Source organism: Paenibacillus beijingensis (genome assembly GCF_000961095.1).
In the GTDB taxonomy this organism is placed as follows: Bacteria; Bacillota; Bacilli; order Paenibacillales; family Paenibacillaceae; genus Paenibacillus_O; species Paenibacillus_O beijingensis.
The window spans coordinates 4,762,523-4,785,000 of record NZ_CP011058.1; the positions used below are offsets into that span (position 1 = coordinate 4,762,523).

Sequence of the window (22,478 nt, forward strand, 5' to 3'; positions counted from 1 at the left end):
AGGAACTTTTTATTTAAAAGAATGATATGATCGGAATAGAGGCGTCGTTGCCGGAACCGGGAAGAGTTTTTAATTTTTTTGCCGTTTCACCATTGCAAGTTTACAAGTCTTCGTTGTGCCTCATATCCCCAAGAAATAACAACATACCTGTTTCAATTGTAAGTTCTTCCCTCATATTACACAAATGCTCACAATAAAATATAATAAAATGAAATTAATTTCAATAAATGTAGTTCTAAAGTCTCATTTACGAATAAATAACGGATTATTTATAAAAAATTACCTCTCTTTTAACTTAATGTGAGATATAATGACAACGTACTATTAGAGAGAGGGTGGAAAAAAGAATGGTAGGAGTAAACCGGTTTTTGGCTTGGAAAAAAACGACAGCCAGCACGCTTGCCGTGACCGTAGTGGCCGCCCAGACATTATTGGGAGCGGGAGCCATACTGGTTCCGGGACAAGCGTCGGCGGAGGAGGCATCGGCACCGCTTAAAATTCGTATTATGGACACGACCGACGTCCATACGAACGTCATGGATTACGATTATTTCAAAAATGCGCCTTCACTAACAGTCGGTCTCGACAAAACCGCGACATTAGTCACTTATGCCCGGGAAGAGAACCCCAACTCGCTTTTGTTCGACAATGGCGATTTGCTGCAAGGCACGCCGCTCGGTACATATATGGCGAAAGTGGACAAGCTGGCTGATCCGGATTCCGTTCACCCGATGTACAAAGCAATGAACTTGATGAAGTACGATGCCGCAACGTTCGGCAATCATGAATTCAACTACGGATTGGATTTTCTCGACAAGGCGAAAGATAAAGCGCAATTCCCGTACGTGAACGCCAATATTTACAAAGATAACGGCGCTGACGGAGATTCCAGCAATGATACGGAAAATATGTATACACCTTATATTATCCTTAATAAAACATTTAAGGATGAAGCAGGTAACGACCAACAGGTTAAGGTTGGCGTCATCGGTCTCGTAACGCCGCAAATTATGGAATGGGACAAAGTGAATCTGCTGGGGAAAGTGACAACGAAAGACATTGCGGAGACGGCCGCCCAATTCGTACCGAAGATAAAAGATGAGGGAGCAGACATTGTCGTCGCTTTGGCGCATACGGGCTTTGACGCCGGCGCCGTTTCGGGCGACATGTCGGAGAACGCAGTTAATGCGCTGAGCAAAGTGCCCGGTATTGATGCAATCGCGTTTTCTCATACACATAAAGTATTTCCGACCGTAGACGACAAATCTTTGGATGGGTCGTTTAAAGGAAGCGATGGTAAACTTCTTTCCGTCATCGATAATGTGTATGGCCGTATCAACAACGTTCCTGCTGTCCAAGCCGGATACGGTGGCTCCAACTTAGGCATCATCGATTTGACATTAGAGAAGAACAGCGAAAACAAGTGGACCGTTAAAGGTTCGAAGTCCTCTACATTGGCTATTTATGACAAGATTACAAAGACTTCGCTTGCCGATCCCGATCCGGCCATCGCAGCTGCAGTACAGGCCGAGCATGCGGCAACAATTGCCTACACCGGTCAGGAACTTGGTCAGACGACTGCGCCGATCAACAGTTATTTTGCGATGGTACAGGACGACCCGTCCATTCAAATCGTGACAAACGCGCAGAAGTGGTATGTGGAAAAATACATTCAAGAGAAACTGCCGCAATACAAGGACCTTCCGGTTCTTAGTGTCGGTGCTCCATTCAAAGCGGGACGCAACGGTCCTTCCGAATATACCGATATTGCAGCAGGACCGCTGACGATCCGCAGCGCAAGCGATTTGTACCTTTACGACAACACGTTGAAAGCAATTAAACTGAAAGGTTCAACCGTCAAGGAATGGCTTGAAATGTCCGCGGGAGCTTTTAATCAAATCGATCCGGCAATAACGGACGAACAGCCGCTCCTTAATTCAAAGTTCGCAGTATATAACTTTGATGTAATCGACGGGGTCACGTACCAAATTGACGTTACGAAGAAGGCAAAATATAACACGGATGGAACAATTAACGATGCAGGTTCCAGCCGGATTGTAAACCTTAAATACAATGGCCAGCCGGTTGATCCGAATCAGGACTTCATCGTTGTAACGAACAATTACCGGGCCGGCGGCGGAGGTAACTTCCCGGGCGTAAAAGGGTCCGAGCTTGTCGTTGATTCTCAGGATGAAAACCGTCAAGTACTGATGGATTTCATTGCGGAAGAGAAGTCGATCAATCCTTCGGCCGATGGAAACTGGTCTATTGCTCCTGTTCAGGGCAGCAACGTAAACGTCACATTTACAAGTGCTCCGGAAGCGGAGAAATACACGGCAGGTACGAACGGGAAAATCACGTTTACCGGGAAGTTCAACGATTTGAACTTTGGCATTTTCAATATTGATCTGAATCGTTCAGACATGGACAATTCGATCGACGTTCACATCCTTGGTATTAACGATTTCCACGGCCAGCTCGATACAACTTCCATTGTGGGGGGCAAACCGGTCGGAACGGCGGCAACGCTGGCTGCATATTTGAAATCGCTGCGTGCGGCATATCCATATTCTCTGCTTGTTCATAACGGAGATTCCGTCGGTGCTACGGCGCCGGTGTCGTCGCTGGAACGTGATGAGCCGACACTGGAATGGATGAACATGATGAAATTCGACGTTGGCACGCTCGGCAACCACGAGTTTGACCAAGGCGTGGCAGCGTTGAAAGCACAGCTTTACGGCGGAAAAGATCCGAAAAATGAGGCAATCGTTCATAAGGGAGTAGACTTCCCTTACGTCAATGCTAACGTCGTCGACGAGAAAACGAACGAGCCGATTATCGAGCCTTATGTCATTAAAGAAATCGGCGGCGTTAAAATCGGCTTTATCGGCGTCGTCACGATGGCTACCGTTACAAAGGTATCGCCGGAAGGTCTGAAAGGCGTGAAGCTGGTAGAGCAGGCGCCTGTCGTCAACAAAGCGGTCGAAGAACTGAAAGCGAAAGGCGTAAAAACGATTGTCGTACTGGCGCACGATCCGGCCACGACAAGAGGGGATGCAACGACCGGCGAAGCTGCCGATCTTGCCAAAGCGATCGATCCGGAAGTCGATGTGGTGCTTGCCGGAGACAATCACGCGATGGCTAACGGCATCGTGAACGGAAAGCTTGTTGTTCAGGCTTACTCCTACGGAACGGCGTTTGAAGACGTCAAGCTAACGATCGATAAAACGACAGGTGACGTTATAAGCAAATCGGCCGTCGTAACGACAACTTTCCAAGACGGCGTAACGCCGGATGCCGAATCGGTGGCGCTTGTAAACAAATATTTGGACAAGCATCCCGAGCTGAAACAACCGGTCGGCACAACGGACGGAACGATTACCAGAAAGGATGCTTACATCCAGGAATCTTCGCTCGGCAACCTTATTGCCGATGCGATGAGAACCGCATTCCCGGGATCGGACTTTGCGTTCATGAATCCGGGCGGAATTCGTGCCGATCTTCCAACGGGCAATGTAACGTTCGGGGATTTGGCTAAAATTCAACCGTTCGGCAATACGCTCGTGAAGCTGACGCTCACCGGCAAACAGATCCGTACGCTGCTGCAGCAGCAGTGGGGAACGAAGGCCGACGGTACGCCGGATACGAAGACGCTGCAAATTTCCGGACTGAAATATACCGCTTATATGAAGAGCCCGGTCAATGACCGTGTTGACGCGCTGACCAAAAGCGACGGCACACCGATCTATGACGACCAATATTATACGGCTGTCGTCAACAACTTTATGGCTGCCGGCGGGGACAATTACAAGGTGCTGACGGAAGCCAAAGAAGCCGTTGTCGGACCTAACGATCTCGACGTGTTTTACGATTATATTAAAAACACTTTTAAAGGCGGCAAAATTACAGCTCCGATTGAAGGACGCATCACAAATAAAGATGAAGAAAAGCCAGCACCTTCATCCACATATACGCCTAGTGCACCAACCGTGCCGGTCACACCGCCGGCAGGAGCCGTGTTCTCGGAAAAAGATATTCCAAAACCGGTTGACGGCGTCGTTACGCTCGATGTGAAGTTCCCGCAAGGGGCGAACGACGGAAGCATTTCGCTGCCGCGGAGCATTTCAGATCTTGTCGGCAAAGGCGGCAAGCTGAAATTAAACATCGGCAGTGTAACGGTTGCGGTGCCGGCTTCGGTGCTGGCGAAAGCGGCCGAACTTGCTCCTGCTGATAAAGCGACTGGCTCCATCCTGACTTTCACAACTGCAGGGTTGGCGGCCGATGCCGTTTCGAAGCTGACGACTGCCGCTTCCACGAGCAACGTTGCCGTGAAGGGCGCGGGAGCCGTAACCCAATTGGCATTGTCGGTTAACGCTGCGGATGGAACGGTAATCGGGAATGTGTATTCATTCGGCGAACCGCTGTCCGTTTCCGTCAAGCTTGATTCTTTCGCAGATGCGAAGCTGGCCGGTATTTACCGCATCGGCGACAAGGGCGAGCTGACTTATATCAAAGCGAAGTTGAATGACGGCATTCTGACTGCATCCGTGACGGAGCCGGGAACGTACGGCGCGCTGACCTATGATAAAACGTACCGCGACGTTTCAGCCTCGCATTGGGCGTATCAAATTATTAAGGAACTGACGGCGAAGCATCTCGTTCAAGGAATGACTGCGAACAACTTCTCGCCTCAGAAGCCGGTAACACGCGCCGAATTTGTCAATATGCTGGTGAATGAATTCGGGTTGAAAGCTTCATCCTCGCCTGCTCCATTCACGGATGTGCAAGCGGGAAGCTGGTATTCAAGCGCAGTTAATGCCGCATACAGCAGCGGGCTCATTCTCGGAAGCGGCACTGGCAGCTTCAACCCGAATGAGGTTCTAACCCGCGAGCAAATGGCGGTTATGCTGCACCGGATTCCGGCTCTGGCTTCCGGCAAGTCCGGATTGCCAGGATTCAAAGATGCCGGCGGCATCAGCAGCTGGGCGAAAGCTTCAGTTGATGTTATCGCCGGGGCTGGTATCATGCAAGGACGCGGGGCTGAGCTGTTTGCTCCCAAAGCGGTTACAACACGAGCCGAGGCAGTAAAAGTTCTGGCCAACCTGCTCGTAACGGCCGATAACGGCGGCGGCTTTACCATAAGCGCCAATTAATCGGTAGCAATGCCGATGAAATGAGTTTTCGCTCCGGGTGAAAGCTCATCGATTCAAGCAGAACATAACAAAAGCAAAAAATCCGCCCCTGCGTCATAGGTTCAGACGCAGCGGACGGATTTTTTTTGTTTCCGTAAAAATCAAGAGGTTACAGCAGAAAGATGGCGACGACGCTCGTTGCGCCAAATCAAGCAGGACCGGCTTCAAATTTCGCCGGGCGAGCTCAAACCGATCGACGCCGCAGATGGCTGCCACCGGAATAAGCGCCCATCACTTCAACATAGGGTTGGCGGGCAGTGTAACGCTGTCGTACAGAGAGCTGTCGACATCGGCTGCAAGACGGGTTAATTCGCCGGCCGTATACAGACGAAGCCGGTGCATCGCCCGTGTGCATGCCGTGTAAAACAACTTGCGGAGCCCTTCGTCGTCATATGCGGCAGCGGATGCGTCATAGATGAGGACGGCATCAAATTCCACACCTTTGGCCAAATAGGCGGGGATGATAACGAAACCTCCGCTAAAGGTCGGCGTTTCCCGCGTTACGAGCTTGATCGCATCCAAGCCGGGACGATTACGCAGTTCTTCGAAAGCGGCCGCGCTTTCGGTGGCCGATTTGCATATAACCGCAATGGAATGAAAGCCCTCATCGTTCAATTTCAGTATATCCAGTCTTATTTGTTCGAGGCGGTCACTCCCGCTTTCTGCAAAGACGATAACCGGTTTGCCGCCGTCGCGCTGAAACGGTTCGATCGCTTCGCCTCCCGGGAGCATCGCTCGCGTAAATTCCACGATTTCGCGGGTGGACCGGTAGCTGCGCGTCAGAACGATGTTTTCCGTCTCCACCTCGCCGTAAAGCCGGAGAAGGGCGGAGCTGCCGACGAGTGTCGTGGAATGAGGAAAAATTCCTTGGTTGAAATCGCCCAGCGCCGTCATCCGGCTGAACGGGAAGAGCCGTTTCAAAAATTCGAACTGGAACGGCGAATAATCCTGTGCTTCATCGATTAACACATAGCGGATGTTCGTATTGCTGTTGAACCCTTCCACCAGTTCCCGCAAATATAACAACGGCGCAGCATCCTCATAAGGCAGTTCCTTCGATCCGAGCCGCTCTTTCGTATAAGCGCAAATTTCGTTCCACCGGCCAGGGAGACTGCGACCTTCAGTTCCGTCTTCGTTAAGTTCCAGGGTTTGATCGGGAACGGGGGAGAACAGCCGCAAATAGAGTCCGGTATAATCGATAAAGGCGAGTCTTTTGATTCTTCGGCGCAGCGGCTTAAAATGATGACGTACAATGACTTCGCGCAGCATTTGTTCTTCCTGCAGGGCATCATCGAAGGCGGGATCATGGCCGCCCTGGCGTTTGCGCATCTGAACGTAAGCACGCTGATACTGCTCGTTATCCAAATAATCCATTTCATCCCGTACCCAATCCGCCGAACGTTCCGCCACCTCGAACCGTTTCAGCTCCGCAAGCAGCCATTCTTTCATCAGCTCGACCCGGTTCGGGAGCCGGATGGATGCGTCATAGCTGTAAAACTTTGCACGCATTTCTTCCTGAGTAATGAGCGTTCGACTGCGGAAACGCACGCTTTTGAACATCATGCCCGACTTCTCGAGCTGCTTGCCGAAGCGGAGCATATCATCCAGAAACAGTTCCGAGTTTTTGTAGCGGATGCCGCTCATGCGCGCCTCGTAACCGGGATCGTTGTGCCCGTTTAGCCGGTACTCCATTTGCTGGAACGGGTCTTCGATTTGAAACTGCTTGCCGAGCCTGTGTTCCAAGTAATCTTGGAACGTCGTCTGCCGGATATTTTCCTCCCCAAGCTCCGGCAGGACGGAAGAGATGTAGCTGTTGAACATCGGGTTCGGCGAAAAAAGCACCATCCGGTCGGCGCTTAAGTGTTCCCGGTGCTTATACAGCAAGTAAGCGACGCGCTGCAGCGCAGCCGACGTTTTTCCGCTTCCTGCCGCGCCTTGTACGACCAGCAGCTTGCTCCGGTCATTCCGTATAATGCGGTTCTGCTCCTGCTGGATCGTGGCGACGATGGACTGCATCTGGGTCCCGGCGCTTTTGCCAAGCACCTGCTGCAGCAGCTCATCGCCGATCGTGACGCCGGTATCGAACATCGCTTTGAGCTCGCCGTCCCGAATCAAATACTGTCTTTTCAACGTGATTTCGCCGCCGATTGTGCCTGAAGGCGTTTCATAACGGGCGGGTCCCGGCGGATAGTCGTAATAGAGGCTCGCTACCGGAGTGCGCCAATCGTAAACGAGAAACGTATCGTCCTCCTCGTTATAAAACGACGAAACGCCGATATAAATCTGCTCTGGCGACGGATCGCCTTTTTCTTTGAAGTCGATTCGCCCGAAATAGGGCGATGGAAGGAGGCGTTTCATGCTTTTAAGCTGCGCCTGCAAATGGCGGTGACTTCGTTCGCGTTCGGACAAAATTTCCGCCTGCTGCTTCATGCTGATTGCCGTTTCCAATTGATCGTCGCTGTTGGCGATATTTACGGTAACATCATCCCAAAAGTTCGTGCGAATATCGACCACTTGAGCACGCAGGTCCGATACTTCCGGCTCATTTTTCTCAATTTGTTTCTGCAATAGCCGTCGGACCCGTTCGATCCGCTGCTGTTCCTGCTGTCGATCCTGCTCCGAAATACTCATCGAAATTCCTCCTTACCGTTGTTCCCCCAGATGGTGTTGACAAGAATGGGACTTGGTGATATAATTATTATGAGATATAATTGTTTAAAATCCTAAGTTTGACATATAAGTTGATTTTACCATTTCATAGTTCCATTTGCAACGTTGAATATATTGGAGTCTCTCAGGAAACAGGTCGACCGATGGTCGGCCTGTTTTTTTGGCATTCCTGCCGGGTATGCGTTTATATCTTGCATAATACGTAAGGGAGCAGGGGAAAATGGCAGTAATAAATTACACTTCGGGTGGTCTCCATGCTGATAAACCGTATCATTAAATTTTTTTATCAAAAACAAAACGCACAAGACGATCCCGGTGAAGGAACAGAATCGCCTGAACCGGTCGCCTGCAGCCTGCAGCAAAATTTGGACACGATCAAAAAGCTGACGGGAAGCAGCTCGGACATTATCATCCGCAAAGTACAACGAAATCACAGCCTGCAGATGGCTGTTGTTTATATTGAGGGGCTTACCGACAACGCAATAATTAATCAGCACATTTTGAATCCGATCATAAACGGTGAACAAGACATCTCCGTTTACGCCGATTCGTCTCCCGATTCTTTCCCTGTCATTCAAAATCAAGTGATCCCTATAGGCGGAACGAATAAGGTTCAAGACATCAAAGCGATCATTGCCGCTTTATTTAACGGTTTTGCCGTTATTCTCGCCGAAGGATGGAACGAAGGTTTATCCGCCGCAGCGTCCAAACGGATGCAAAGGGGAGTGGAGGAACCGACATCGCAAACGGTGATCCGAGGGCCGAAAGAAGGTTTTACGGAAAATATCGGCACCAATGTGGCGCTGCTCAGGCATCGGATCAAAAGCCCGAAACTGTGGAAGATCGACCGCACAATCGGAACACTCACCCAAACTTCCGTCAGTGTCATGTACATAGAGGGCGTTGCCACAGAATCGGTGTTAAAAGAGGTGCTCCAAAGGCTGGACGGTATTAAAACGGACAGCATTCTCGAAGGCGGATATCTGGAGGAATTTATCCAGGACCACACGTTCACTCCGTTCCCGACGATTATCAACACGGAGCGTCCCGATTCGGCGGCTGCTGCCTTATTGGAAGGACAGGTTATCGTGCTCGTTGACGGTTCGCCGTTTGTGCTGATCCTCCCGATAACCTTTTTCAAATTTTTTATTGCCAGTGAAGACTATTATCAAAGATTCGATATTTCAACCTTTTTGCGCCTTATTCGTTTCGCCTCGTTTGCATTATCGATGCTGTTGCCTTCCCTGTATGTCGCCGTGACGACATTCCATCAGGAGATGCTGCCGTCGACGCTGCTCTACAGTTTGGCTGTACAGCGGGAAGGCGTTCCCTTGCCGGCGCTGTTTGAAGCCATCTTGATGGAGCTTACGTTTGAGATCTTAAGGGAAGCGGGTATTCGGATGCCAAGAGCGATCGGTCCCGCAATTTCGATTGTAGGTGCGCTTGTACTCGGACAAGCGGCGGTTCAGGCGGGGCTGGTATCGGCGGCAATGGTCATCGTCGTCGCCTTGACGGCGATTTCCAATTTCGTCGTGCCGCAATTCAATATGGCGATTGCAGCGAGGCTCCTGCGTTTTGTGCTGATGCTCTCTGCCGGCACATTGGGGCTGTTCGGGATTATGTCATGTTTGATTTTTCTGCTGATTCATATGGCAAGTCTTCGTTCATTCGGAATTCCGTATATGACTCCCGTCGCTCCAATGATACCCGCCAATATGAAAGACATTTTCGTCCGGGTGCCTTGGTGGATGATGTCGACGAGACCGAAGCTCTTCGCTCCGAAAAACAACGTTCGGCAAAGTGCGAATTTACGGCCTACGCACAAAAAGCGGAACGATTAACCGTCTAACGGTTTCCTGGCGAAAAGACGGCGTTACAACCTTTACGCTAGAAAACTTGTACGCATTGGAAAAAGGTCGCACAGCCGGAGGGGGACAATCGATGAAACGCGGAATCGTTTTGGTACTGATCGCAGTGCTGCCACTTTTCGTTAGCGGCTGTTGGAATAAAAGGGAGATGAATGAGCTCGGAATCGTCAGCGCAACGGCGCTCGATCTGGGTGAAAACAATGAATGGAATACGACTTATCAGCTCGTCATCCCGCAGTCGACCACCACGGTAACCGGCGGCGGCGGCGGCGCTCAGGCACCGATTACCGTCTTCTCGACGAAAGGAAAAACGCTGATGGAGGCGTCCCAGAATGCCCAGCTGGAAGCGCCCCGCCCCCTTTATTTTTCCCATAATCAAATCATTGTCATCAGTGAGAGCGTTGCCCGGCGGGGAATAAATGAGATCGTTGACGTCTATTTGCGGCAAAACGAAAGAAGGGAGACGGCGGATGTCGTTCTGACGAAGGGAAAGGCCATGGATTTGTTGGAAATTCTTACCCCATCGCAAAAAATTCCCGGTGAATCCATCAACTACCTGCTGCAAGGCGGTAAAGGAGGGCAGACCGTCCTGATCGATTCGCAGTTGTATCGGCTTGTCAACAAGCTGGCGACTCCGACTTCCAGTGCCATGCTTCCTGAAGTTGTTATTTCCGGCAATAAAGAAAAACAGAGCTCTTTGGACGCCTACAAAGAAACGCGTAATCCGGCCATCATGAAACTGAATCGGCTCGGGATATTCAAGAAAGATAAATTGGCGCACTGGTTAAAGCGCGAGGACAGCATCGGTATGGCGTGGATTTATGATCATGTCGATAATTTGACGGTCGTATTTCCATGCGGAGAGGACAATCAAGCGATGGGGTCGTTTTTGGTCGAACGAAATCGAACCAAGCTGAAACCGAAACAACAACAAGGGCGGCTCATCATGGATATCCGACTGAAAACGGATGGAAGCTTGTTTGAAACGCCGTGCAGGCTAGAGCTGAAAAAACCGGAGACACTAACGAAATTGGAAAAAGCGGTTGAAAAAGAAATCAAGAAGCAAGTCGAAAAAACGGTGGAAGCTTTACAGGGGATTAAAGCGGACGCCGTCGGCTTTGACGATGCTTTTCATCGCGCCTATCCGAAGCAATGGAAGACATGGAACCGGAACTGGGAGGATGAATTTGCCGAGATAAAGTTAATCGTGCATGTCAAGGTGAACATTCGCAGAACGGGAATGATCAATGATTCATTCTCTAAAATTTCGGGCGGTTAGATCAGAAAGGGGGTCCATATGGAGCGCATCAGCAAATATCAGCTGGGAACGATGATCATCCTGTTTGAAATCGGCAGCACGCCGCTGTTTGAACTCGGAATAAAAGCGCAGCGGGATGCGTGGATTGCGGTTTTGTTATCGATTCTTTTCGGGCTGGTCCTGCTCCTATTATTTCTGGCGCTCCAAAAGCGGGATCCGGAATTGAACCTGATCCAAATGATGATCAAGTATTGGGGACCGGTCATCGGGAGGGTTACGGCATTTCTCTATATCGTTTTTTTTGCTTATGAATCGATGCGCAATGTAAGGGACTTTGGCGATTTGACGCTCATGACCTTTCTGTCGCGAAGTCCGATTTCGATGATTATGGGGATTTTGATTTTTTTATCGATGTACGCGATCTATAAAGGGATCGAGACTTTTTTTCGGGTATCCGAATTTATGGTTTTGGGGGTCATCTCTTTTTATTTGGCGCTGTGCATTATGGCTTTCATTTCCGGCATTGTCGATTTTAAGCAGCTGCTGCCGATGTTGGAATACGGCGTTCTGCCCGTCGTAACGCTCGCGGCGTCGGATACGGTCTTTTTCCCTTTCGGCCAAATGGTCCTCTTTCTCATGTTTTGGTCTTATGTAAAAAAGAAAGAAGGACTGGCCGGCGCTTCGTTTGGCGCATATCTGGTTTCAAGCACAGTCATTCTTATATCCAATATTATGAACCTGGCGGTGCTCGGTGTGCACTACACCAGCATCAGCATGATTCCGCTGCTTCAAAACGTGCAGTTGATCCAAATCGCCCGAGTGTTCGAACGGTTTGACGCGCTGGTCATTCTGTTGTTCTACGTCGGAATTTTCATTAAGGCGACGTTGTGGTATTTGGCGGCCGTAATGGGACTGGGGGAGATTTTCAACACGGACTACCGCAAGATGATCCTGCCGGTAGGCATTGTCATTTATTCCAGTTCTTTTTTGGAGCCGGACTGGACGTACCATCTTTGGCTCGGACACTTCGTTGGGGTCACGAGTATGGTAAATCCGATTTTTCTTGTTTTTCTGCCCCTGCTTCTCTTTTTGGTCATGTTGATGAGACGAAAGTTAATGAAGGCCTCTGCTGACCAACCGGAGCCCGGACTGGAACAGTCGTCTGATGTGTAGCTGCGGCGCATGATGTGTGAAAAAATGGGGGTTCGTATGGAGCGGATCAGTAAATATCAGGTGGGTACGATGATCATCCTATTTGAAATCGGCAGTACGCCGTTATTTGAACTTGGTATTAAAGCGCAGCGGGACGCATGGCTGGCGGTATTGTTCGCGATCCTGTTTGGATTGGCGCTGGTGCTGCTGTTCCTGGCCATTCAAAGCCGCGAGCCGGAGCTGAATTTGACCCAGATGCTGACCCGGTATTGGGGGCCGTTCGTCGGGAAATTGACGGCTGTTTTGTACACGCTTCTTTTTGTTTATGAAGCGATGCGTAATGTAAGGGACTTTGGCGATTTAACCGTCATGACTTTTTTGTCGCGCAGTCCGATTTCCCTCATTATGGGTGTTTTGCTTTTTTTATCGGTATTTGCGATCTATAAAGGAATCGATAATTTATTTCGGGTTTCCGAATTTATGGTGATTGGAGTGCTGTTTTTTTATTTGCTGCTGGCCGTTATGATCTTCATTTCCGGCATCGTCCATTTTGAGCAGCTGCTCCCGATGTTTGAAAATGGCGTTCTGCCGGTTGTCACACTTGCGGCGACGAATACGGTCTTCTTTCCATTCGGCCAAATGGTGCTTTTTCTGATGTTTTGGTCCTGTTTAAAACCGAAACAAGGAATGATTGGCGCTACATTTGGCGCTTATTTGGTCTCCAGCACCGTCATTCTGTTATCCAATATTATGAATCTTGCCGTGCTCGGCGTGCACTATACCAGCATCAGCACGGTTCCGCTGCTTCAGAACATACAGCTGATCCAAATCGCCAGAGTGCTGGAACGGTTTGACGCTTTCGTCGTTATGCTGTTCTATGCAGGTATTTTCATTAGAGCCACTTTATGGTATTTAGGCGCCGTAATTGCGATGGGGGACATCTTTAACACGGACTACCGGAAGCTGATTCTGCCGGTTGGATTTGTCATTTATGCCGCTGCATTTTTGGAGCCGGATTGGCCTTACCATATTTTCCTGGGTCATTTCGTCGCGTATACGCTTATGGTCAATCCGCTGTTTTATGCGATTTTGCCCATGCTTCTCTATGTGGTCATGCTGATGAGACGAAATTTGAATCACAATTCGATGGAGGATGGGGAAGGAAAGATTAACCGGACGTCCGATTCATAGTTACAGTTAAGACAATGCGGCGGACTTGTCGAAAAAAGAGTTGTCGTTGGCAGGAAATGGCGCGTTAATGTCGAATAAATGTCTCTCGAATTCCGTATTCTGGCTTAATGTTCGGACTGAAGCGACTGAACCGGAATTGGAGCGGACCATAAGGGAGACATGACGATGGCACATTTGCTGATAGCCGAAGACGAGCCGGTGCTCAGAATGCTCGTACTGGACACATTGGAAGAGGAGGGCTACCGCATCGATGTCGCATGCGACGGCGAGGAGGCGTACCGGAAACTGCTTGACAACGATTATGACCTTGTATTGCTGGATTATATGATGCCGAAGATGACCGGGATCGAGATCATTGAGCGTATCCGGCAAATACCGGAGCGGAGCGGTTTGCAAATATTGATGCTGTCGGCCAAGAGCCAGCAGGCGGAGCGGCAAAAAGTGTTGGACGCGGGAGCGAACGCCTTTCTGTCCAAACCGTTCAGTCCGATCGAGCTGATCGATAAAGTGGAGGAAATGCTGAAATGAGCGGCGGCCTTGTATTTCGCAACGGGATCAGGCGCCAATTGACGCGCAGGCTTCTGTTCGTCTTCTGCCTGCTGCTCGCCGGTACCGTACTCGTCGCCGCGACGACATTGTTTTCGCTTATGCGTTACGAACGTACGTCGCAGTCGCTCCGTGAGAAGCAGAAGCTGGTTGAAGATATAAGGTACCATGCGGGTGAAATCATTTTGCGGTCCCGTGGATATTACGTTTTATTGAATGACTATGAATATAATCGGATATTTACAGAAAAAGAAGCGCTTGAGGCCGATCTTTCTTCGTTCAATAAAATGGCCGTCACCAAAGCGGAGAAGGATTGGACCGCGTCAATTGAAAGTTTTTACGATCATTTCTTTAACGATTTGCTGCCTGCCGCAAGTACGTACGCACAGCAAGGGAATTACGACGCCTTGCGCAAGCTTACGGTGCAAGGAGAGAACAGTCCGGCCAATACGATCATGAAGCTCGCGGATCAATTCAGGGCGCAAATCAACGAGGCGGCTGATGATCAGGACCGGCAGCTGTTCAGTATTATGACAATGCTGGGACTGATCTATCTTGCATTTATTGGCGGCACTCTCGGAATCTCCATCTTAGTTGGGAGGACGCTTGCCAAAGAAATCGGTTCGCCGCTGGAACAGCTTGCAGCGCAGGCAGAGCGCTATAGACGGGGCGAAGAAGTTCATATCCGGGTTCCGGATAAGGATGATGAGATTCGCCACCTGGCCAAATCGTTCGAGGCGCTGATGATCCAAATACAGGCCAACGAGGAGGAGCTGACAGCTCAAAACGATGAGCTGCATGCTCAGCAGGAGGAGCTGCAGGCTCAGCAGGAGGAGCTGACCGAGGCGCTGCGGCGGATGGAAGAAAACGAAGTGCTGCTTCAAAAGCGCAACCTGTTCATTCAATCCCTCGTCGACCCGCAAAATAGGGAGGAGCTGCTTGCGAGCGTCATCCGCAATACAGTCGAGATTGCCCGTTTCGACAAAGGGTTGATCGTGATGATGCCGGGTCTCCAATATGCGGCATTCGGCGTATCGGAGCGTGCGGCGCTTACGCTGCTCGAAAATTTGGACGACAGTCCGGTGAAGAGAATAGCCGAATCCGGCGAGCCCTATATTCAACACCGTGAAGGACTGTCGGGCGAATTCGGCATCCACGATGCGAAGCTTGCGGTTACCGACGCGTATGTACCGGTCCATAATACGGACGGGGAACTGTGCGCCGTCCTTATTTTGTCGCGGACCGGAAGAGCGGTCGGCAGCGCCGAAATCAATGAGCTGACCAGCTTCGCCCGGCAAATTTCGCTGTCGCTCGCCAAGCTTGACATGCTCGAAGCAATCCGGAGCCAGCGGAGGCTGATCCGCAACATTTTGAACACGGTGCAGGAGAGCATTCATGTCACCTCGCCAACCGGCGAAGTGACGTTCATCAACCGTAATATGAGAAATCTGGTCGGCGGGCTTGCGGCAGCGGAGCAAATGCATCTGACGGCAGCCGATCTGTTCCGGCAGCTTGATGGGAAAGTGAAGGATTCGGATAAGCTCAAACGGTTTTATGAAGATGCTCTTCAGCTTCCCGAAGGCAGGTCCAGCAGCTTCATTTATGAAATCGGGCAGCCGGAACGCATCATCATACAAGTTTATGCGCAGCAATTGTTTAACGGACAAGAGCTTTCGGGTACGCTGTTTGTGCATCGCGATATGACGCGCGAACGCGAAGTGGACGAGATGAAATCCGAATTCGTCAGTACGGTAAGCCATGAGCTGCGGACGCCGCTCGCAAGTGTTCTCGGCTTCGCCGAATTGATGCTTCACCGCGAGCTTACGCCGGAGCGGCAGCGCAAATATATTAGCACCATCTATCAGGAAGCGGCGCGTCTAACCGATTTGATCAACGACTTTCTTGATTTGCAGCGGATGGAATCCGGCAAGCAGTCTTACGACATGAAAGCGATCGAAATTGCGCCGCTGCTGGAAGAAGTTGCTGATCTGCATCGGGCCGCCGCGCCGCAATGTTCCATTGTGCTGCAATTGCAGGAACAACCGCTGACTGTTAAGGGCGACCGGGACAAGTTAAAGCAAATGCTGATGAATTTGATCGGCAATGCGGTGAAATATTCTCCGGACGGAGGGCGGATCGATATATCCTGCTTGTCGGAGCAAGACGAAATCCGTATCGATATTGCGGATCAAGGACTTGGCATCCCGGAAGAAGCGCTGCCGCACCTGTTCACGAAGTTTTTCCGGGTCGATAACAGCGACCGCCGCGAAATCGGGGGCACCGGGCTCGGACTTGCAATCGTTAAAGAGATCGTCGAGAAGCATGAGGGACGGATCGAAGTCCGCTCGACCCTTGGGGAAGGCAGTGTGTTTACCGTTCATCTGCCCGCAGCGCCGCCTGCGGTTAACCGCAGCTTGCCCGACAAAAATGCGGCCGAAGGCGCCTGGAGCTCCGGCGGCAGCCGGCCTACGATCATGCTGATTGAAAACGATTTGGCGCTATCCGATATGCTTGGCGACGAGCTGCAGGAGAGCGGGTTCGATGTACGGCACTTTTCGGCAGGAAACGAAGCGCTCGAGGCGATGAAGGAAATCGTTCCCGACGCCGTCATTGTCGACTTGATGCTGGAGCCGGGCATGGACGGCTGGAAAGTGATCGAATGGATGCAACACGTTCCCAAGCTGCAGCACGTTCCCGTGCTGATTTCCAGCGCGCTCGAAGAGAAAGAAAGGGCGATGCAAGCGGGAGTTCGTCATTTTTTGGTAAAACCGTATCAGCCGGGAAAGCTGATCGATTCGCTCCGCAGCCTGGTGACGACTTCCTAATGAAGCATTTTGCAGACGCTTGAAATATGTATCCGAAAAACGATAAAGCGAGGTCGAATAATGGTGGAAATAACGATTATACAAGCATCCATGTCTTACAGCAAAGAGGATGGATATATAGGTACGGTCGCCTTCACGGTGGAAGGGCATTCCGAGCCTTATGAAGTCGCTTTGCAGAGCAAGAAAGGCAAAGACTGGGCGTACAGCTTGCTTTTCCGGCACGGTTCCGGCAAAGAAGAGGACATTCTCGCGCTTGAAGAAAGGCTCGAGGAGGACGACGAGCTGTTTGACCGGCTTGTCGATGCGGCGATGGCCGCCTATCGCGAAGCATAAGGATTGTCTTGCAACGGTAATATTGGCCTAATAAAGAACCTCCCGCCCCACAATTTTAGTGGTGGTTTCGGAGGTTCTTTTGCTCATGTAATGGGACCGGTCATTCGCCTTCACTCTTTTGGGGCAGCCCCTGCCTAGAGCTTCTTTGCCATGCGAATATGCAAAATTCCGGCATCAAGGAAAGTATCGGGCGAGACGGGAGCATATCCGAGCTTCCGGTAAAACGGTTCCGCCTGGCACTGGGCGTCAAGTACGGCATCGGTGTAGCCGCTTGTCTTTGCCGCATCTTCCAACGCCTTGACGAGTTCTTTTCCTGCGCCTGTTCCTCTGTACGGCTTGCGGAGCGCAATCCGTTGAAGCTTGGCGGCCGAATCGCGATACGGAATCAGTCGTCCGGTTCCGACCGGTTGTCCGTCCCTTGTCAGCAATATGTGCAGGCAAGATGCCGGACTTGCATCGTAATCATCCATTTCCAGCTCGATATCGACTTGCTGTTCTTCGACGAATACTTCTTTGCGGATCGCCAGGCACTGTTCCAGCTGCTTCGCTGTCGTGACACGAATGGCTTGCATCGTTATCGGGTCGATCGTCATCTCTTCCTTCCGGTTTCAAAATCGAACATCTATTAAGGAAAATTCCGGCATTCCAATTGTAGCAAAAAAACGTTTGAAACCGCAATTATGATGCATATCGGCAGCTTCTCTCGGCTCTCCTAGTCCGGTAATGTTGACGGCTGCCCCTAGGAAATCTGTGTCATCACTCGCCTCCATAGGTTAAAGAAAAGAAACGGGAACCGCCGGATCCGGCTTCCCATAGGAGGAATGGACATGAATCAATTAAGCGAATTCCAGATTCAGCGGTTGAAGACGCTGCTGCTCGAAAATAAGCACGATTTGGAGGAACATTTTGAACTGAACTCCGAGCGGGATAGGGACGGTCAGCCGTTATCGCAATCGGATTCCACCGGGGAGCTGTCCGGATATGATAATCATCCGGCCGACAGCGGTACGGAAACGTTCGAAAGAGGGCGAGACCAAGCGCTCGATGAGTCGTTAGGCAGGAAGCTTGCACAGGTCAACCTGGCGCTCACCATGATGGAAGATGGCTCGTACGGCATATGTGCGGCTTGCGGGGAGCCCATTCCATTCGAGAGACTCGAAGCGATGCCGTCAACCCGATATTGCATCAAGCATACGCCCCGGAAAGAGCCGGCGGGAGACCGCCCGGTCGAAGAACAGGTGATGACGGCGCCGCCGTCCGGGGCCGGTGAAAGCCGACAGGCGCACGCAGGCCATTTCGATGAAGCGGATGCGTGGAGCACAGTTGAGAAATACGGGAATTCGTCGGATACCGTACCGGCGGAACCGCAGTCGTCGGAAGCGCTGAACGAGGTGAACAAGCTGTAAAAAGAGGGATCCAAATGGAATACGGGATGATTTTAACGAAGCTGGCGATCGCCATTATCGGATTATGGAGCATGATGAAGATGCTGGGTAAAAAAGAGATTTCCCAGCTGACGGCTTTCGACTTCGTCTCCTCTCTAATGCTCAGCGAGCTGGTCGGCAATACGATTTACGATAAAGAAGCATCATTATCTAAGCTGGTGTTCGCAATGATCGTATGGACGCTTCTTTCATTAGGGCTCGAAAAGCTGATCGGCGCTCTGCCGTGGCTTTCGCGCAAAGCGACCGGATCGCCCGATCTGTTGATTCAAAACGGGGTGATCGACTATAAGGCGATGAAGCGCAACAATCTGGATTTCAACCAGCTCGGCATGCTGCTGCGCGAAAACAACGTATTTTCGGTCAGCGAAGTCGCATATGCGGTTTTTGAAACAAACGGCAGCATCAGCGTGCTGCTCAAGTCGTTAAGCGACTCCCCGAGCAGAGGGGATTTGAACCTGCCCGAGCAGGATGTGCAGTTTCCTTTTACGATTATAGAAAACGGCTGGGTCGATAAACGGGCGCTGCGGCAAGCGGGCAAAGAGATGAGCTGGTTAATGGACACGCTGCACCGCAGCGGCATTCAAAAACCGGAACAGGTGCTGTATGCGGAATGGACGGAAGGGAAAGGGCTGTATTTTCAATTGAAACCGGTTCATCCGAAGCGAGATACTTCGGGGCTTTCAAAATGTGAACACCCGTCCGGGCGAGAAACGGGGAGCGCTTCTTTTATTTTCAGAAAAAGGAAAAGGAAATGAGAAAATCTTAACGGTTATACCCTCCAAAGCTGCGTTAAAATATTCGAATATTGTTTTCGAGGGAGGAATTGTGATGGAATCGAAACGTTGTTTATTTTGCGATACAGTCGTTCCCGTCAAAAAAAACGGTGAAGAGGATCTATTCGTCGGCTGCTACTGCGCGCCGGCAAGCTCCTATAGCCTGGATTGCGAAAGTTACGATCGGTTAAGCATGCTTTCATATACGAAGCAGCGGGTGCTGTATCCGATCGCATCGGCTTATATCCGGGAGTTGACCGATTGCGAAGAGCAGGTGCGACTTTCTCTGCCAGAGCTGGAACGGGTCGCCGCTTCCCCGCACATTCCGGCCACTGTGGAGGAGAAAGGCATCCGCCTTCTTCGTTATTTGCGCCGCAACAGCAGTGCACCGATGAATCCGGTTGTCATCCAGCCCCTGACGAAGAGCTTTAACTTAACGTATTCGCCTAATCTCCAGGAAATGGTCTATATTATCGAAACGTTGAAAGATAACGAGCTCGTGGAGCGTACCGGTTCGACTTTGCGTCTGACGGAATCGGGATGGCGGCGTGCGGAGGAAAGTATGGGAGACGGCAGGTTGAAGCCGTGTTATGTGGCGGCGGCGGATTGGGGAGCCCACAAGGAGATGTGGACGGAAGAGGTGCTCCCGCGCATTCAGCAATGCGGTTATTTACCCCGTTACGGCGGTCAGGCTGCGGATGAAAAAAGCGGCGACACCGCGCTCCGTCTAACGGCTGAATGTAAGCTTCTGATTGCGGATTTGACCGAACACGCGCATGAAGTATATTTAGCCGCAGGCTGCGCCATGGGACTGAATATTCCGGTCATCTGGACCGTTCATCGCGAGGCGGTCGACAGCATTCCCGTAACGTCCGATTACATCCGGCCGATCGTATGGGAAACCGGCGACGAACTGGCCGCTATGCTCCAGCAGCGGCTCGGGGGATAAAGCCGCAGATCTTGCCGCTGCGCGCAAAGGTTCCGCTTCCGAACGGATTATGCGATGAAACACGCGCGGCGACTAAGAGCTCGAGATATGCGAACGGTTGGGACGGACGAATTATATGATAACAAAGAGCGCCTCGCCGATTTCTTCGGCAAGGCGCTCTTTTTCTAAACTTGTCCTCTTTGAACCGCGTTGCATGCGCTTAACAAATTGCCGTCAGGGTCTTTAAACCCAAATCCTACGTGGTCTGAGTTCATATTCAATGACCCGACTTCTAATTTCAACATCCACTACAAACTTCCTTCCCGATCAATTATTTTCGTTATTAGCTCGGCACCAGACTTTACCGTATGGGGGGAGAGGTGTATAGGAAAGAATACTTGAAAATATCGGGTGAGGGAGGGGGGAATGCAGTGAAGAACGTGTCTGGGGCGGCGGCCGTTCAAATCAAAAGAACCTTATTTGATGACCGGATGCTAGAGGAGCTGCTTAAGCGGCTTCCGGTATGGAAAATAAAAGGGATCGTCGTTCCGTCGCTTATATTGGTCGTTACGATTCGCAAAAGACTTGATGGGCGCAATAATGCCATTTTTTCACGAAGGATGATGCTGGAATATGTGGTTTGGGCCGTTTATCGGCAGCAGCGTCAGACGAATGTAATGGGTTAGGTTAGTCGAATGTAACGGATTAGGAGGAATCCGGATGAAAGTCGGAATCGTGTCGGATACGCATATGCCCCGCAAGTCCAAGGAGCTGCCGAAATCGTTAATGAAAGGTTTCCGCGATGTGGAGCTGATCATTCACTGCGGTGATTGGACGACGGGTGAGGTTGTAAAGGCGCTGGAGTCGATAGCCCCTGTCGAAGGCGTTACGGGAAACGGAGACAGCAAAGAAATTGAGGAGCGGTTCGGATGGAGCAAAATCATCCGCGCGGGCGGTTTGGCAATTGGCATTGTACACGGTCATCTCGGAATCGGAGCTTCGACTCCGCAGCGGGCATGGAATACGTTTCGCGGACAAGCGGTTGATCTGATTGTATTCGGACATTCTCATATTCCGTTTAAAGAAAGCCGAGAAGGCGTTATGCTGTTAAATCCCGGTTCGCCGACGGACAAAAGACGCCAGCGGCTTTTTTCTTACGGCATATTGGAAGTCGGAGACGGAGTGTGGGATGTAAACCATCTTTTTTTTAGCACAAAAATCAAAACATAATCGCGGCTATTCCGGGAAAAGATACTTACAGATACGACCAATCTGAGCAGGAGGCCGTTAAAGATGAATGTAGGACAGAATGTAAACAGCATGAATATGACTTATGAGCAGTTTATGGATCAAGTCAGAATCCGCCGGGAGCAAGAAATGATGGCGGCAAGACAGGCTTTGCAAAATGCCGGTGCAGACAGTCAGTCCGGGCGGGGGAGAGAAATACTTAACAGTATGGAAAGCATTATTCGTGAATTGGAACTGGCCGAGAACCAGCTTCTCGTTCAAATGGATGCTCAGCAGCGCCAGTTGAAACGAGTCCGCGATCGGATCAGGGAGACGGAAGCAAGTATCCAAAATTATGTTCTGAAAGGCGGAACACTGCCTCACTGAGAAGGATAACCGGTTTACCGGACGATTTAGCGGTACGGGATTTAAAGTCAGACAAGCAGAGCGCCAGCGCCCTGCTTTTTCATTCTTGCAGTATTATGGAATCAGCACCCGATTTCCGAGCCAAACCATGCGAAATCCGCCGGGTTATGGTATGCTGTACAAAACTCGGAAGGAGGGATAGCTGTGAACCGGGATTTTATGCCGTTAATTGGAATGGACGGAGAACTTGTAATTTCAATAAAGAAAGCGGAATACGGAATGACGGTATTTACGAAGGAATTGGTGTACCATAAGCCGCATGTCAATTATTATATAAAACTCGCCGACATTACCAGCATCATTCCTTTCGAGACGCGCGAATCACATAAGGTGGCCATCGGCAGAGGGCTCCATGGAACCTCCGAATATGTGAACCTGATGCGCGGAGATCCGTCGTACAGCCTATATGTACGGGGAGCGCTGATGCATAACCGCAGCGGTTTGTTTACGATAGGGAACATGCAGTTCGTTCTCCCAGTTCCCGAGAGAGCTTTGGAAGTGATAGGGAAATACAGCGGAATGAATGTCTTTCGTACTTGAATCTTTGGCATGTTTGAAATCGCAATGGCGATGAGGCGTGAGTCGAAGCGGTCCGTTTCAAACGGATCCGCTCTTTTTTGTTTTGTGAACGGAGCAGGCAAGAA

General features: G+C 50.7%; 17 protein-coding genes. 15 read left to right on the plus strand and 2 right to left on the minus strand.

The window, feature by feature from the left end:
* Positions 1 to 368: 368 nt before the first annotated feature.
* Positions 369 to 5,153 (plus strand): bifunctional 2',3'-cyclic-nucleotide 2'-phosphodiesterase/3'-nucleotidase, encoded by a 4,785-nt coding sequence (locus VN24_RS21580; RefSeq protein ID WP_238590749.1) that lies wholly within the window; start codon positions 369 to 371, stop codon positions 5,151 to 5,153.
* Positions 5,154 to 5,423: 270 nt separating this feature from the next.
* Here VN24_RS21580 and helD read toward each other — a convergent pair whose 3' ends face one another.
* Complete coding sequence (helD, locus tag VN24_RS21585) at positions 5,424 to 7,823, minus strand: RNA polymerase recycling motor HelD (RefSeq protein WP_045672114.1); 2,400 nt, start codon at positions 7,821 to 7,823, stop codon at positions 5,424 to 5,426.
* A 293-nt stretch (positions 7,824 to 8,116) separates the two neighbouring features.
* Here helD and VN24_RS21590 point away from each other — a divergent pair, with 293 nt between their 5' ends.
* From VN24_RS21590 to VN24_RS21620, 7 genes are all read left to right on the plus strand, one after another.
* Positions 8,117 to 9,703 carry a spore germination protein gene (locus VN24_RS21590; RefSeq protein WP_082083999.1) on the plus strand — a complete coding sequence of 529 codons (1,587 nt, stop codon included), beginning with the start codon at positions 8,117 to 8,119 and terminating at the stop codon, positions 9,701 to 9,703.
* A gap of 100 nt (positions 9,704 to 9,803) precedes the next feature.
* Positions 9,804 to 11,009 (plus strand): Ger(x)C family spore germination protein, encoded by a 1,206-nt coding sequence (locus tag VN24_RS21595; RefSeq protein WP_045672115.1) that lies wholly within the window; start codon positions 9,804 to 9,806, stop codon positions 11,007 to 11,009.
* An 18-nt stretch (positions 11,010 to 11,027) separates the two neighbouring features.
* A complete protein-coding gene (locus VN24_RS21600; RefSeq protein WP_045672116.1) occupies positions 11,028 to 12,161 on the plus strand; it encodes a GerAB/ArcD/ProY family transporter in 1,134 nt (377 codons plus the stop codon).
* A 36-nt stretch (positions 12,162 to 12,197) separates the two neighbouring features.
* Entirely contained in the window at positions 12,198 to 13,331 is a 1,134-nt protein-coding gene (locus VN24_RS21605; RefSeq protein ID WP_045672117.1) for a GerAB/ArcD/ProY family transporter, read from the plus strand.
* Between the two features lie 165 nt (positions 13,332 to 13,496).
* On the plus strand, positions 13,497 to 13,859 hold the full coding sequence (locus tag VN24_RS21610; protein WP_045672118.1) for a response regulator transcription factor: 363 nt from the start codon (positions 13,497 to 13,499) through the stop codon (positions 13,857 to 13,859).
* Positions 13,856 to 16,702: an ATP-binding protein gene (locus VN24_RS21615; RefSeq protein ID WP_045672119.1), complete on the plus strand. Its 2,847-nt coding sequence runs from the start codon at positions 13,856 to 13,858 to the stop codon at positions 16,700 to 16,702. The genes VN24_RS21610 and VN24_RS21615 overlap by 4 nt, the downstream gene beginning before the upstream one ends.
* Positions 16,703 to 16,762: 60 nt before the next feature.
* Positions 16,763 to 17,035 carry a hypothetical protein gene (locus VN24_RS21620; protein ID WP_338012193.1) on the plus strand — a complete coding sequence of 91 codons (273 nt, stop codon included), beginning with the start codon at positions 16,763 to 16,765 and terminating at the stop codon, positions 17,033 to 17,035.
* A gap of 134 nt (positions 17,036 to 17,169) precedes the next feature.
* On the opposite strand, the gene VN24_RS21625 is transcribed toward VN24_RS21620, so the two are convergent.
* On the minus strand, positions 17,170 to 17,628 hold the full coding sequence (locus tag VN24_RS21625) for a GNAT family N-acetyltransferase (RefSeq protein WP_045672120.1): 459 nt from the start codon (positions 17,626 to 17,628) through the stop codon (positions 17,170 to 17,172).
* Between the two features lie 234 nt (positions 17,629 to 17,862).
* On the opposite strand from VN24_RS21625, the gene VN24_RS21630 reads away from it, so the two are divergent.
* The 7 genes from VN24_RS21630 to VN24_RS21660 all read left to right on the plus strand — a co-directional run bounded on the left by VN24_RS21630 (position 17,863) and on the right by VN24_RS21660 (position 22,374).
* On the plus strand, positions 17,863 to 18,441 hold the full coding sequence (locus tag VN24_RS21630; protein ID WP_045672121.1) for a TraR/DksA C4-type zinc finger protein: 579 nt from the start codon (positions 17,863 to 17,865) through the stop codon (positions 18,439 to 18,441).
* A gap of 14 nt (positions 18,442 to 18,455) precedes the next feature.
* Positions 18,456 to 19,235, plus strand: a complete 780-nt coding sequence (locus VN24_RS21635; RefSeq protein WP_082084002.1) for a DUF421 domain-containing protein — start codon at positions 18,456 to 18,458, stop codon at positions 19,233 to 19,235.
* 73 nt (positions 19,236 to 19,308) lie between these two features.
* On the plus strand, positions 19,309 to 20,202 hold the full coding sequence (locus tag VN24_RS21640) for a hypothetical protein (protein WP_045672122.1): 894 nt from the start codon (positions 19,309 to 19,311) through the stop codon (positions 20,200 to 20,202).
* A gap of 410 nt (positions 20,203 to 20,612) precedes the next feature.
* On the plus strand, positions 20,613 to 20,867 hold the full coding sequence (locus tag VN24_RS21645; RefSeq protein ID WP_045672123.1) for a hypothetical protein: 255 nt from the start codon (positions 20,613 to 20,615) through the stop codon (positions 20,865 to 20,867).
* A 34-nt stretch (positions 20,868 to 20,901) separates the two neighbouring features.
* Positions 20,902 to 21,411: a metallophosphoesterase family protein gene (locus VN24_RS21650; protein WP_045672124.1), complete on the plus strand. Its 510-nt coding sequence runs from the start codon at positions 20,902 to 20,904 to the stop codon at positions 21,409 to 21,411.
* A 63-nt stretch (positions 21,412 to 21,474) separates the two neighbouring features.
* Positions 21,475 to 21,795 carry a hypothetical protein gene (locus VN24_RS21655; RefSeq protein WP_045672125.1) on the plus strand — a complete coding sequence of 107 codons (321 nt, stop codon included), beginning with the start codon at positions 21,475 to 21,477 and terminating at the stop codon, positions 21,793 to 21,795.
* 183 nt (positions 21,796 to 21,978) lie between these two features.
* A complete protein-coding gene (locus VN24_RS21660) occupies positions 21,979 to 22,374 on the plus strand; it encodes a hypothetical protein (RefSeq protein WP_045672126.1) in 396 nt (131 codons plus the stop codon).
* Positions 22,375 to 22,478: the final 104 nt, after the last annotated feature.